The organism is Rhizobium arsenicireducens, from assembly GCF_964021225.1.
Window position 1 is genome coordinate 1,025,510 of the sequence record NZ_CAXHYK020000001.1, and the last position, 13,033, is coordinate 1,038,542.

Annotated in this window: 12 protein-coding genes; 7 read left to right on the forward strand and 5 right to left on the reverse strand. The window is 63.7% G+C overall.

The features are described 5' to 3' along the window. Positions 1-120 precede the first annotated feature (120 nt). From hflK to ACWPVA_RS04815, 4 genes are all read left to right on the forward strand, one after another. Positions 121-1,221 carry an FtsH protease activity modulator HflK gene (gene hflK, locus ACWPVA_RS04800; protein ID WP_454286591.1) on the forward strand — a complete coding sequence of 367 codons (1,101 nt, stop codon included), beginning with the start codon at positions 121-123 and terminating at the stop codon, positions 1,219-1,221. 2 nt (positions 1,222-1,223) lie between these two features. Further along, complete coding sequence (hflC, locus tag ACWPVA_RS04805; protein WP_454286592.1) at positions 1,224-2,177, forward strand: protease modulator HflC; 954 nt, start codon at positions 1,224-1,226, stop codon at positions 2,175-2,177. A gap of 8 nt (positions 2,178-2,185) precedes the next feature. Next, positions 2,186-2,371, forward strand: a complete 186-nt coding sequence (locus ACWPVA_RS04810; protein WP_454286593.1) for a DUF2065 domain-containing protein — start codon at positions 2,186-2,188, stop codon at positions 2,369-2,371. A 99-nt stretch (positions 2,372-2,470) separates the two neighbouring features. Beyond that, positions 2,471-4,021, forward strand: coding sequence for a Do family serine endopeptidase (locus tag ACWPVA_RS04815; protein WP_454286594.1), 1,551 nt, complete (start codon positions 2,471-2,473; stop codon positions 4,019-4,021). Positions 4,022-4,052: 31 nt separating this feature from the next. On the opposite strand, the gene ACWPVA_RS04820 is transcribed toward ACWPVA_RS04815, so the two are convergent. Then, positions 4,053-4,601, reverse strand: a complete 549-nt coding sequence (locus ACWPVA_RS04820) for a GNAT family N-acetyltransferase (RefSeq protein ID WP_454286595.1) — start codon at positions 4,599-4,601, stop codon at positions 4,053-4,055. A 19-nt stretch (positions 4,602-4,620) separates the two neighbouring features. Next, positions 4,621-5,511, reverse strand: coding sequence for a phosphoserine phosphatase SerB (gene serB, locus ACWPVA_RS04825; RefSeq protein WP_454286596.1), 891 nt, complete (start codon positions 5,509-5,511; stop codon positions 4,621-4,623). Between the two features lies 1 nt (position 5,512). Between serB and miaA the strand changes: the two genes are divergently transcribed. Continuing rightward, a complete protein-coding gene (gene miaA / locus ACWPVA_RS04830) occupies positions 5,513-6,403 on the forward strand; it encodes a tRNA (adenosine(37)-N6)-dimethylallyltransferase MiaA (protein ID WP_454286597.1) in 891 nt (296 codons plus the stop codon). 9 nt (positions 6,404-6,412) lie between these two features. On the opposite strand, the gene ACWPVA_RS04835 is transcribed toward miaA, so the two are convergent. Further along, entirely contained in the window at positions 6,413-8,629 is a 2,217-nt protein-coding gene (locus ACWPVA_RS04835; protein WP_454286598.1) for a helicase HerA domain-containing protein, read from the reverse strand. A 347-nt stretch (positions 8,630-8,976) separates the two neighbouring features. Here ACWPVA_RS04835 and ACWPVA_RS04840 point away from each other — a divergent pair, with 347 nt between their 5' ends. Together ACWPVA_RS04840 and ilvN are read left to right on the forward strand one after the other, a co-directional pair. Continuing rightward, positions 8,977-10,755 carry an acetolactate synthase 3 large subunit gene (locus ACWPVA_RS04840; protein WP_454286599.1) on the forward strand — a complete coding sequence of 593 codons (1,779 nt, stop codon included), beginning with the start codon at positions 8,977-8,979 and terminating at the stop codon, positions 10,753-10,755. A gap of 22 nt (positions 10,756-10,777) precedes the next feature. Further along, positions 10,778-11,350, forward strand: coding sequence for an acetolactate synthase small subunit (ilvN, locus tag ACWPVA_RS04845; protein ID WP_454286600.1), 573 nt, complete (start codon positions 10,778-10,780; stop codon positions 11,348-11,350). Between the two features lie 99 nt (positions 11,351-11,449). On the opposite strand, the gene ACWPVA_RS04850 is transcribed toward ilvN, so the two are convergent. Together ACWPVA_RS04850 and ACWPVA_RS04855 are read right to left on the reverse strand one after the other, a co-directional pair. Next, entirely contained in the window at positions 11,450-11,920 is a 471-nt protein-coding gene (locus ACWPVA_RS04850) for a metalloregulator ArsR/SmtB family transcription factor (protein ID WP_454286601.1), read from the reverse strand. Between the two features lie 145 nt (positions 11,921-12,065). Next, on the reverse strand, positions 12,066-12,911 hold the full coding sequence (locus ACWPVA_RS04855; protein ID WP_454286602.1) for an aldo/keto reductase: 846 nt from the start codon (positions 12,909-12,911) through the stop codon (positions 12,066-12,068). Between the last annotated feature and the right edge of the window lie 122 nt (positions 12,912-13,033).

Consider the following 13,033-nt stretch of genomic DNA (forward strand, 5'->3'; position numbering starts at 1 on the left):
GAAGTTAAGTGCTTTCCGTTGAAAGCAAGGATGCCGATCCCTATAACGGGACTAACGTCCGCGCGGGGCCGATAGGCAGCCGCGTAGGGATCGGGAGCGACAACAAGCTAAGAGGTATGAATGCCCTGGAGCAATCAGAACGGCGGCGGCGGCCCATGGGGCGGCGGTGGCGGCGGTAACAATCAGGGCCCCTGGGGGCAGGGGCCGAACCGGCCGCGTGGCGGCGGCGGCAATACGCCTCCGGATCTTGAAGATCTGATCCGGCGTGGCCAAGACCGGCTGAAGAACATCGTGCCCGGTGGCTTCAACGGTGGCGTGATCGTCATCCTGGCGCTGGTGCTTGTCGCATTCTGGATGGTTCAAGCGATCTATACCGTTCAGCCGGACGAACGCGGCGTGGAACTGCGCTTCGGCAAGCCGAAGGAAGAAATCTCCATGCCTGGCCTGCACTTCCATGCCTGGCCGCTGGAGACCGTCGAGATCACCAAGGTGACCGAACAGCAGCAGAACATCGGCGCCAAGGCTTCGACCTCGTCGAGCGCTGGCCTGATGCTGTCCGGCGACCAGAATATCGTCAACGTCCAGTTCTCGGTCCTCTACACCGTTAGCGACCCGAAATCCTTCCTGTTCAATATCGAGGTTCCGCAGGTGACCTTGCAGCAGGTCGCCGAGAGCGCCATGCGCGAAGTCGTCGGCCGTCGTCCGGCCCAGGACATTTTCCGCGACGCTCGTCAGCAGATCGCTGCCGACGTCAAGGCGATCATGCAGGGAACGATGGACAGCTACGGTTCCGGCATTTCGATCAATGCGGTGGCGATCGAAGACGCGGCTCCGCCGCGCGAGGTCGCTGACGCCTTCGACGAAGTCCAGCGCGCCGAGCAGGACGAGGACCGCTTTGTCGAGGAAGCCAATAAATATTCCAACCAGCAACTTGGTCAGGCACGTGGTCAGGCCGCACAGATCCGAGAAGAGGCGGCCGCTTATAAGGACCGCGTCGTCAAGGAAGCCGAGGGTGAGGCGCAGCGCTTCGTCGATATTCACGAGGAATATAGCAAGGCACCGGATGTCACCCGCAAGCGCCTCTATCTCGAAACCATGGAGCAGGTTCTGAAAAGCTCGAACAAGGTTATCCTGGGCGATCAGCAACAGGGCGTTGTGCCTTATCTGCCGCTCAACGAACTCGGCCGCATGGGCCAGACCCAAACTCAGGGAGGCAATTGATCATGTCCAATCGTCTCGCTTATGTCCTGATCGGACTCGCCGCCCTGTTGCTGCTGGTCTATTCGTCGGTCTTTGTCGTCAATGAGCGCCAGCAGGCCGTCGTGGTGCGCTTCGGTCAGATCAAGGCCGTCCACTCCGAGCCGGGCCTTTACTTCAAGTTGCCGTTTGCTTTCGCCGACGCCGATCGGGTTCAATATGTTCCGGACCAGGCCCTGCGCTTCGACCTCGACAATATCCGTGTCCAGGTCTCGGGCGGCAAGTTCTACGAGGTTGATGCCTTCGTGGTCTACAAGATCACCAATCCCCGCCGCTTCCGCGAAACGGTTTCGGGCGACCGGGATTCGGCCGAAGCGCGTCTGCGCACCCGTCTCGACGCGTCTCTGCGTCGTGTCTACGGTCTGCGTGGTTTCGAGGCGGCGCTGTCGGATGCGCGTGCATCGATGATGCAGGAAGTTCGTGACGACCTCCGGGTCGACGCCGAATCGCTCGGCATCACCATTTCCGACGTGCGCATTCGCCGGACCGACCTCACCCAGGAAGTCTCGCAGCAGACCTTCGAGCGCATGAAGGCCGAACGTCTGGCCGAAGCCGAACTGATCCGCGCCCGCGGTAACGAAGAGGGCCAGCGCCGCCGCGCCATCGCCGACCGCCAGGTCGTCGAGCTGCAGGCGGGTGCGCAGCGCGATTCGGAAATCCTGCGTGGTCAGGGTGACGCCGAACGCAACCGGGTCTTCGCCGAAGCCTTTGGTCGCGACGAGGCTTTCTTCGAGTTCTATCGCTCGATGCAGGCTTATGGCGGGGCGCTGGGCGGCACCGGAACGACCATGGTGCTGTCGCCGGATACCGACTTCTTCCGCTTCTTCAACCAGGCGCAGGGCGGAATTCCCGCTTCACCGGCGGTTCCTGCTGCGCCGGCGGCTCCGGCCGCAGACGCCGCGCCGGCCGTCGGCAACTGACGTCGGCCATGGCGGATCTGCTCGCAGGTTTTGCCTTATTCCTGATTATCGAGGGGCTGGTCTATGCACTGGCCCCTCGATTTCTTGTCCAGATGGCGCGCCTGCTCCCGACAATTCCACCGGAGCACTTGCGGCTCGCTGGCCTGATCTCCGTGACCTGCGGCGTCGGGCTCGTCTGGCTGGTGCGTGGCTAGCCCCGGCAGGCGGCTGCTCCGCTGAAATTGATTTCCCCTTTCATCTTTCCGCCTTATGCTTCGGCCAAAAAAGACGCCTGTTCGCGAGAGGAAGACCGCATGACCCGGACCGCCGCCAAGTCCCGCACGCTCATCCCGGCCCTGTTGCTCGGTACGGCCCTGGCCTTCGGTTCGCTCGGTTCGACACCTCCCGCCCTTGCCCAGGGTCCGGAATCGGTTGCCGACCTGGCACAAGGTCTGCTGGGGGCGGTCGTCAACATCTCCACTTCGCAGAGCGTCAAGGAAGAGGGCGAAGGGCCAGTGCAGCAGGTGCCGGAGGGCTCGCCGTTCCAGGAACTGTTCGAAGACTTCTTCAAGAACCGCGGCAAAGAGGGCGGCAACAACAGGGTCAATTCGCTCGGTTCCGGCTTCGTCATCGATCCGAGCGGCTTCATCGTCACCAATAACCACGTGATCGAAGGCGCCGACGACATCGAGGCCGTCTTCCCGGACGGTTCGAAACTCAAGGCCAAGCTGATCGGTACCGACACGAAGACCGACCTTTCGGTTCTCAAGGTCGAGCCTCCGTCTCCGCTAACCGCCGTAAAGTTCGGCGATTCGCGCAAGATGCGGATCGGCGACTGGGTCATGGCGATCGGAAATCCGTTCGGGCTTGGTGGTTCGGTGACCGTCGGCATCATCTCGGCCAGCGGCCGCAACATCAACGCCGGCCCCTACGACAATTTCATCCAGACCGATGCCGCGATCAACAAGGGCAATTCGGGCGGCCCGCTGTTCAACATGAACGGCGAGGTGATCGGCATCAACACGGCGATCATCTCGCCCAGCGGCGGCTCGATCGGCATCGGCTTCGCGGTGCCGACCGAACTTGCCGAGAACGTCATCAAGCAGTTGATCGAGTTCGGCGAGACCCGGCGCGGCTGGCTCGGTGTGCGTATCCAGCCGGTTTCCGACGAAGTGGCGACAAGTCTCAAGATCGGCAAGGCGCGCGGCGCATTGGTAAGCGGACTCGTCAAGGGCGGTCCGGTCGAGAACGGCCCGATCAGGGTCGGCGACGTGATCATCGGCTTTGATGGCAAGAGCGTGGATGACACACGTGACCTGGTGCGGATCGTCGCCGAGAGCGCGGTCGGTGCCGAGGTTGAAGTGGTGGTCCTGCGCGACGGCCAGGAACAGAAGATGAGCGTTGAGCTCGGACGGCTGGAAGACGAGAAGGCGGCCGAGGTGGCTGTGGCGCCGGAGGACAGCGTCCTGCCGCCGGGGGAAGGCGAGGGAGAGGGCGAGGAAACGGTGCCGGGTGACGAGGGCGAGCAGCAATCGCCGGGCGTACAGGGTGAGCCTTTGCCAGCGATTCTCGGAGCGATCGGCATCGAACTCGGCCCGCTCGACGATGCGGCGCGCAAGACCTATTCGATCGCCGAGAGCGTCGAGGGCGTGGTGATCACCGCCGTCGAGCCGGGGTCTGCTGCGGCGGAAAAGGGGCTGGAGCCAGGTCAGGTCATTGTCGAGGTGGCACAGGAATTCGTCGAGACGCCGGAAGCGGCTGCGGAGACGCTCGGCGCCTTGAAGAGCGAGGGTCGGCGCAATGCCTATGTGATGATTTCCGACGCCAAGGGCAATCTGCGCCACGTCGCCATTCCGCTGGAATAGGGCTGCAACCTGCACATGATCTGTACTCCGTTCAGTCCGGCCGGCTGATCCGGTAAAGCACATGCCGCTTCAGATGCGGATGGCTGTCGGGTACGCGCGGATGGTCGAAGTCTCCGTCCGCGTCGCGGTGCATGCCAATCCGCTCCATGACCGCCGTCGAACGCCTGTTGGCTTCAACCGCGAAGGCAACGATTTCGGACAAGCCCTTGGCCTTGAATCCGAATTGGACGAGAGCGCCTGCCGCTTCGGTGATATAGCCATTGCCCCAGAAGCGGGTCGCCAGACGCCAGCCGATCTCCATCGTCTCCTCCGGCAGGACCGGGAACAGTCCCGCCTTCGACAGGCCACAGAAGCCGATCGGCTCGGCGTCCTGCTTCAATTCCAGGGCATAGAGGCCGAGCCCGGTCTCCTCGATCATGGCGCGGGCGCGCTGCATGAGGCCATCGGCTTCCTCGGCTGAGCGGCGAAACGGAAAGAACTCCATCACCTTCGCGTCGCGGTTGATCTCGCGAAAGAGGTCGCGATCGTCGTCCCGCCAGTTGCGCAGGATCAGACGTGGCGTTTCGAGGATCAGTCCCATGGCTGCTTACCGTTGCTGCTCAGGGCGTAACGAAATCGGTCTTGCGGTAGCCCTGGAGGTAGAGCAGGGCGGTCAGGTCGCCGTGGTCGATGCGGATCTTTGCCTGGGCGGCGACCGAGGGCTTGGCATGAAGGGCGACGCCGGAGCCGGCAAGCTCCAGCATGCCGAGATCATTCGCGCCGTCGCCGACGGCAATCGCCTCGTGAGTGCCGATGCCGAGGCGGGCGGAGATGTCGACCAGTGCATCGACCTTGGCCTGCTTGCCGAGGATCGGCTCGGCCACTTCGCCGGTCAGGATGCCGTCCTTTTCCAGAAGAATGTTGGCGCGATTTTCGTGGAACCCGAGGCGGGCGGAGATCGGTGCGGTAAAGACGGTGAAGCCGCCGGAGACGAGCGCGGTGTAATGTCCCTTGGCCTTCATCGTGGCGATCAGTTCGAGGCCGCCGGGGGTCAGCGTGATGCGCTTTTCGATCACCTCGTCGACAACCTTGATCGGCAGGCCCTTCAGCAGCGCGACCCGTTCGCGCAGCGCCGGCTCGAAAGCGATCTCGCCGTTCATGGCGCGGGCGGTGATCAGCGACACCTTTTCCTTGAGGCCGACTTCGGCCGCCAGTTCGTCGATGCATTCCTGGCCGATCATGGTCGAATCCATGTCGGCGATCAGGAATTTCTTGCGCCGCGTGTCGGCGTCCTGCACGGCGACGTCGATCTTCCGATCGCCGATCAGCGCGCGAAGCTGCGCTTCGGCGGCACTTTCGTCCGTCCCGTCCTTCAGCACGATGTCGCAGGCGATTCCGTCGGCAAGCCAGTAGAGACCGGAGGCCGCGAGGCTTTCGGCGGCGCGCTCGGCAAGCGCCGGCTCAAGGATCGGATTTGACGGATTGGCGAGAAGCGTGGCAACGAAGGCCATGATGGAAAACCCTGAAAACGATATCGACGCGATCCTGATAACCGGGCCGACCGCCAGCGGCAAGTCCGCCTTGGCGCTGGAACTGGCAAAGCGGCACGGCGGCCAGGTGATCAATGCCGACAGCATGCAGGTCTATGATACGCTGAGGGTGCTGACCGCGCGTCCGTCGGAAGAGGAGATGGAGGGCGTGCCGCATCATCTCTACGGCCATGTGCCGGCGGGTGCTGCCTATTCGACCGGCGACTGGCTGCGGGAAGTGGCGGCGCTGGTCGCGGATCTCAAGGCAAAGGGCGCGCTGCCGGTGATCGTCGGCGGCACCGGGCTCTATTTCAAGGCGCTGACCGGCGGCCTCGACGAAATGCCGGCCATTCCGGCCGAGATCCGCACGCACCTGCGTGAGCGACTGATCGCGGAGGGGCCGGAGGCGCTTTACCGGGAGCTCGAAAGCCGCGATCCGGCCATGGCCGCGCGGCTCGGCCGCCAGGATGGACAACGCATCGTGCGGGCGCTGGAAGTGCTGCAGGCGACCGGCCGGTCGATTGCCGCGTTCCAGGGGCAGGGCGGGCCGGTGATCGTCGATCCCGAGCGGGCGAAGAAGATCGTCAAGCTGCCAGACCGCAAGCTCTTGCATGAGCGGATCAACCGCCGCTTCGCGCGGATGTTCGACGACGGCGCGGTCGCGGAGGTCGAGGCGCTGCTCAAGCTTGGGCTTTCGCCGGAGATGCCGGCGATGAAGGCGATCGGCGTTTCGCAGATCGCCGCCCTGCTGCGGGGCGAGATGACGCCGGATCAGGTCGTCGAGACGGCCTCGGCCGCCACTCGGCAATATGCCAAGCGGCAGATGACGTGGTTCCGCAACCAGATGGACGAGAGCTGGGAGAGGATCGGCTGAGCTTGTCGCTCAATCCTTCCGGTAAAGGCTCGACAATGGCTTCTTCAGGATGCTTTCGCGCAACGACGAGCCGGGTTCGCGCCGGATCGACGGGGCGGGTTCGCTCCGGTCCAGCGGCGGTTGCGGCTGGGGCCGGGCGGCATAAGGCTCCCGGACCGTCTCCGACGGATCCTCGAAGCGGCGGGCGTAGCGGGCGGGCTCCTCCGACAGTGCGGTGCGCGGCAGCATGTCCGGGCGGTAGGGTTCGATGGGCGGGGTATCAAGCCGCGGCCTGTCGAACTGGGCAACGTCGGGCTGTGGGGTGTCGAGCCGCGCATAGGGGCGCTGCAATGCCGGTTCCGGCGGGCGCTGGGCTGGTGGGACCGATTGCGGCGGCGGCGTCATCAGGGCCTGACGGATCTCCTCGAAGCTCGCATCGCGGCCGAGATTGGGCAAGGGCTCGCTCTCGGGCGCTGCCGCTCTCGGTAGCTCGTCGGCAAATCCGCCCGGCGAGTATTCGTCCGTTTCGTCCTCAGTGCCGGACTGCCCTGCGTCGAAGCTCTGCTGGAAGGCGGAAATGTCGGGGCCGGAAATGGCACGCATGCGGCTGACGATGGTGCGAAGGTCGACCGTGTCGGGGCTGTCCTCGGAGACCTTGGCGGTGACGCCGTTCGCCTTCGGCAGGTGGCTTTCGTCGACGCGCGAAAAGCGCATGCGCATCGGCACGGCAATGGCCTCGCCGAAGGCGATCGCTTCGCCATTGCCGATCGAGGAGATGAAGCTGGTGGTGGAGATCGACGAATCGGGAATGGCCGAGCGGATGATCTCCTGGTCGCGGTCGTTGGCAAGGCGCATGGCAAAGAGCGTCGAGCACTGCGACAGGATCGTCTGGTCGAGTTCGCCGGGACGCTGGGTGATGATGCCGAGCGATACGCCGTATTTACGACCTTCCTTGGCGATGCGGGCGATGGCCTGGCGGGTCGGGAAGAAGCCGAGATTGGGATCGGCGGGTACGTAGCGGTGGGCTTCCTCGCAGACGACCAGCATGTGGATCGCGCCGTTCGACCAGAGCGCCAGCTCGAAGGCCATGCGGCAGAGAACGGAAGCGACGGAATTGACCACTTCCGACGGAATGCCGGCGAGCTGGAAGGTCGCGATCGGCCGATCGTCTCCCGGGATGCGGAAGATATGGGCGATCGTCTCCATGATCGTGTCGCTGATCGTGTTGTTGGAGAACATGAAATGATAACGCGGGTCGTTGATCGCCGCCATGACGCGCATCTTCAAGGAGCGCAGCATGGGCTTTTCGCCGCGTCCCTCGAGCCGGCCGATGCGCTCGTCGATCAGCGCCAGAAGATCGGCGATGCGGTAGGGCACCGGTGTATCGGCGGTCATCGAACTCTTGTCGCCGGAGCGGCGCATCAGCGCGCTCTCGTTGCCGCGGAAGGCCCGCTTGGCCTCCGGCATCAGGTCGCGCAGGATGTCGAGTTCTTCGGCGACCGGCGGGCGGCCGCGGAACAGGACTTCGGCGAATTCCTCGAGCCGCATCAGCCAGAAGGGCAGGTCCAGCGTATCGGTGTCGATGACGACGGCGTGTTCGGGGAAGGCGGCGGCGAATTCGTTGTGCGGGTCGAGGATCAGCACGCGCAGCTTGGGGTCGCTCTCGATCGCCTTGCGCAGCAGGAGCGAGACGGCGGTCGACTTGCCCACCCCGGTCGAGCCGACCACGGCGAAGTGCTTCGACAGCATGGAGGGGACGTGGATCGTCGCGTCGATCGACTCGTCTTGAGTGAGCTTGCCGATGACGGCGGTGTCGCCCTTGCGGGTGTCGTAGATGCGCAGCAGGTCGGCGGCGCGGATGCGATGGGCAATGGCGCCGAGATAAGGATAGCGCGAGATGCCGGTCGAGAAGAACTCGCCGCCGTCGTCGCCGACATGCACTTCGCCGAGCAGTTCGACCTCGATGAGGAAGGTGTTGTCCTCGCCTTCGCCCCAGTTCTTGGTTCCTGTCTGCATGGAATAGGCGAGCGCCACGACGCGGTTCTTGCCGACGGTAATCGAGATCAGCCGGCCAACCGACCAGAGTTCGGTCAGATCCGTGCCGCCGTCCTCGGCTATTGCCGCGATCGTTGCGCGCGAACCGTTGCAGGCGACGACGCGGCCGAGGAAACGGTTTCCCCGCGCCAGCTGGTCGCGGCGATCCTGCTCTCCGGCCTGGCCGGACGTGTGGAGATCATGATTGCGCAAAGGCTACTCCCTGGTCCGGGCGCAGTATAGTGTCGCAGGCTTTAACAGCGCGTATAGTTCTCACCTGAAATCTGCCAGCAGCGGACACCGGGACGGCGTTTCGCCGCAAGTTTTTGGCCGGCTGTGCGTTGACGCATGTTCCATTTGTGTCTATCAATCTGAACATGAACATTTCACAGATCCTTATTGTGGTGGGAAAGCGCATGGGCAGGGTGGTGTAACCACCCGGCGACAGCCACCCATGCGCTACAGACGGGCTCCTCAAGGGGGCCTTTTTTTATGGCCGAAACCGGGGTAGCAACTCCATCCAGGGCAATCCAGCAAGACAGAATGAGACGGGAAGAGGCATGACGGGCAAAGACAATCAGATGACGGGCGCCGAGATCGTCCTCAAGGCGCTGAAGGATAACGGCGTCGAGCATATTTTCGGCTATCCGGGCGGGGCCGTATTGCCGATCTATGACGAGATCTTCCAGCAGGAGGAGATCCAGCATATTCTCGTGCGCCACGAACAGGGTGCCGGCCACGCGGCCGAAGGCTATGCCCGCTCCACCGGCAAGGTCGGCGTCATGCTGGTGACCTCCGGGCCGGGCGCCACCAATGCGGTGACGCCGCTGCAGGACGCCCTGATGGACAGCGTTCCGCTGGTCTGCATCTCGGGCCAGGTTCCGACTTCGCTGATCGGTTCCGATGCCTTCCAGGAATGCGACACCGTCGGCATCACCCGGCCGTGCACCAAGCACAACTGGCTGGTCAAGGACGTCAACGATCTGGCCCGCATCATCCACGAGGCCTTCCGCATCGCCCAGTCCGGCCGTCCCGGACCGGTGCTGGTCGACGTGCCGAAGGACGTGCAGTTTGCCACCGGCACCTATACGCCGCCGGAAAACCATGCGATCCAGAAGAGCTACCAGCCGCAGGTCCAGGGCGATATCAACGCCATCCGCGCCGCCGTCGAACTGATGGCCAATGCGCGCCGGCCGATCATTTATTCGGGTGGCGGCGTCGTCAATTCCGGGCCGGAAGCCTCCAAGCTGTTGCGCGAACTCGTCGAACTCACCGACTTCCCGATCACCTCGACGCTGATGGGGCTCGGCTCCTATCCAGCCTCGGGCAAGAACTGGCTCGGCATGCTCGGCATGCACGGGTCCTACGAGGCCAACATGGCGATGCATGACTGCGACGTCATGGTCTGCATCGGCGCGCGCTTCGACGACCGCATCACCGGCCGCCTCAACGCGTTCTCGCCGAACTCGAAGAAGATCCACATCGATATCGATCCGTCGTCGATCCACAAGAACGTCCGGGTCGACGTTCCGATCACTGGCGATGTCGGCCGCGTGCTGGAAGACATGGTCCGCCTGTGGCGTGCCCTGCCAAAGAAGCCCGAGGCCGGCCAGACGGCAGAGTGGAAGGCGAGCGTCGAAAAGTGGCGGGCGCGCAATTCCTTTGCCTATACGCCGTCGAAGGACGTCATCATGCCGCAATATGCCATCGAGCGGCTGTCGGCGCTGACGCAGGGCCGCGACACATACATCACCACGGAAGTCGGCCAGCATCAGATGTGGGCGGCGCAGTATTTCGGCTTCGAACAGCCGAACCGCTGGATGACTTCGGGTGGTCTCGGCACTATGGGCTACGGCCTCCCGGCGGCGATCGGCGTGCAGATCGCCCATCCGGAAAGCCTCGTCATCGACATTGCCGGCGATGCTTCGATCCAGATGTGCATCCAGGAAATGTCTTGCGCCGTGCAGTACGAGGCGCCGGTCAAGATCTTCATCCTCAACAACCAGTACATGGGCATGGTGCGCCAGTGGCAGCAGCTCTTGCACGGCAACCGTCTGTCGCACTCCTATACCGAAGCGCTACCGGACTTCGTCAAGCTCGCCGATGCTTACGGCGCGGTCGGCCTGCGCTGCGAGAAGCCGGACGATCTCGATGACGCGATCCTCGAGATGATCAATGTCAAGAAGCCGGTGATCTTCGACTGCCGCGTCGCCAACCTTGCCAACTGCTTCCCGATGATCCCGTCGGGCAAGGCCCACAACGAAATGCTGCTCCCGGACGAGGCGACCGACGAGGCGGTGGCGAACGCCATCGACGCCAAGGGCCGCCAGCTGGTTTGACGATTGAAATAGGAACAGAGACATGAACGCACATCAGCAGCCCACCGGTTCGGCCTATTTCATCGCCAAGGAAACCGCCGCCGTCGAAAACCATACGCTCTCGATCCTGGTCGACAACGAACCGGGCGTTCTCGCCCGGGTGATCGGCCTGTTCTCCGGTCGCGGCTACAACATCGAAAGCCTCACGGTCTCGGAAACTGAACACGAGGCGCATCTGTCGCGCATCACCGTGGTGACGCGCGGCACGCCGAGCGTGCTCGAGCAGATCAAGGCGCAGCTCGAGCGGATCATCCCGGTTCACCGGGTGGTGGATCTGACGGTGCGCGCCCGCGATCTCGGCCAGGAGCGGCCGGTCGAGCGCGAAGTGGCGCTGGTCAAGGTGGCCGGCACCGGCGAGACCCGCGCCGAGACGCTGCGCCTGGCCGACGCCTTCCAGGCCAAGGTCATCGACGCGACCGTCGAGCACTTCATCTTCGAGATCACCGGCAAGTCGTCGAAGATCGACCAGTTCGTGGCGATCATGAAGCCGCTGGGTCTCAACGAAATCTGCCGCACCGGGATTGCCGCGATGAACCGTGGCCCGCAGGGCATGTGATCGTCCGCACGGTCGAACAAGACGGCAACGGGCGCTTATGAGGCGCCCGTTTGCGTTCGTCGGTCAGCGATGCATGGATGCCGGCGGGACGGCTGTGCGCTAGAACATCGACATCTGGGCCGGTGCCGGCTTGGCTTTTGCCTCGCCGGTTTCAGCCTCGGCATTTTCGGTTTCGATCTCTGCAACCTTGCGGGGTTTCGCATTAGCGGTGCCGACGGGCCTGGCGGGCTTTGTCTTCGCCGGCGGCGGCGTTTCCGAACCGGCTGCGCCAAGCTCCTCGACGAAACCGACAAGCACCTTGTCCAGCGTATCGCGCATCAGGGCATAGTGGACGAACTGGCCACGCTTTTCGCGGCTGATCAGGCCGGCGGTTTCGAGGATGGAGAGGTGCTGGGAGACGGATGGTTTTGCCATCTCGAAGCGCGAGGAAATCTCGCCGGCGGTGAGGCCGGAGGCGGCGAGATGCTGGAGGATCGCGCGGCGCGGCGCGGCGGCCAGCGCCTGGAAAACCTGCTGTATGCGACGTTCGTCGAGGCTGGCGGCTGCGCCCTTCTTCGTCTGCTTTTTCAAGCCTGCGCTCCTGTCGGGTTCCTCTTTGGTGGGGTTTCTATAATTAGGAAACTACCGAAATGTCCAGCCTGTAGCCGGCCTCTTGGTATTTAGGTTCTCAGCTCATTGGCTTCATGGCGAGTGGACGATCTTTAAGGGCATAAGTTTACAGCATGTCGAGCGCCATCTTGCGCGCCGGAGGTGGGAAGGCGGCGTCGAGGACGGCCCAATCCTCGTCGGAGATATCGAGGTCTACTGCGTCGCGGTTTTCGCGCACGCGCCGGAGGTTTGCACTCTTCGGAATGGCGATCACGCCCTCGCGTTCCAGCAGGAAGGCGAGGGCCACCTGGGCGGGGGTGGCCTGATAGGCCTTGGCGATGTGGATGAGTTGGGGATGGTGGACGAGCCGGCCCTGCTCGATCGGCGAATAGGCCATGACCGGGACGCCGCGCGCCTGGCACCAGGGAAGGAGATCGTGTTCGATGCCGCGCCGCGACAGATTGTAGAGCACCTGGTTGGCAGCGCAATTCACGCCATCGGGCAGGGAGAACAGTTCCTCCATGTCGGCGGTGTCGAAATTGGAGACGCCCCAGGCGCCGATCTTGCCGGCGGCTTTCAGCTCTTCGAAGGCGGCGATCGTTTCGGCCAGCGGGTGTTCGCCGCGCCAGTGCAGCAGGTAGAGGTCGATGCGGTCGGTGCCGAGTCGATGAAGGCTGGCCTCGCAGGCGGCGATCGTGCCTTGCCGGCTGGCGTTCCATGGATAGACCTTGCTCACCAGGAAGACCTCGTCGCGGCGGTCTTCCAGCGCCTTGCCGACGATGAGTTCCGCTCCGCCTTCGCCATACATCTCCGCGGTGTCGATGAGCGTCATGCCGAGGTCTATGCCGAGCCGCAGGCTGTCGATCTCGTCGCGGGCGCGAGCCTTCGTCTCGCCCATCTGCCAAGTGCCGAGGCCAAGCGCCGGGATCTGGATACCAGAGGGCAGGGTCACGGTCGGGATCGGGTCGTGCATCGGGTTTCTCAACTCCTTCTATTTCGCCAGCTTAGCCAAGCGTCGCACGGTTTCAATCCTTGGCCGATTGCATCGGTGACAAATCGACGGTGGCGGGACGCCGCGTCCGAGACTATCGTGCC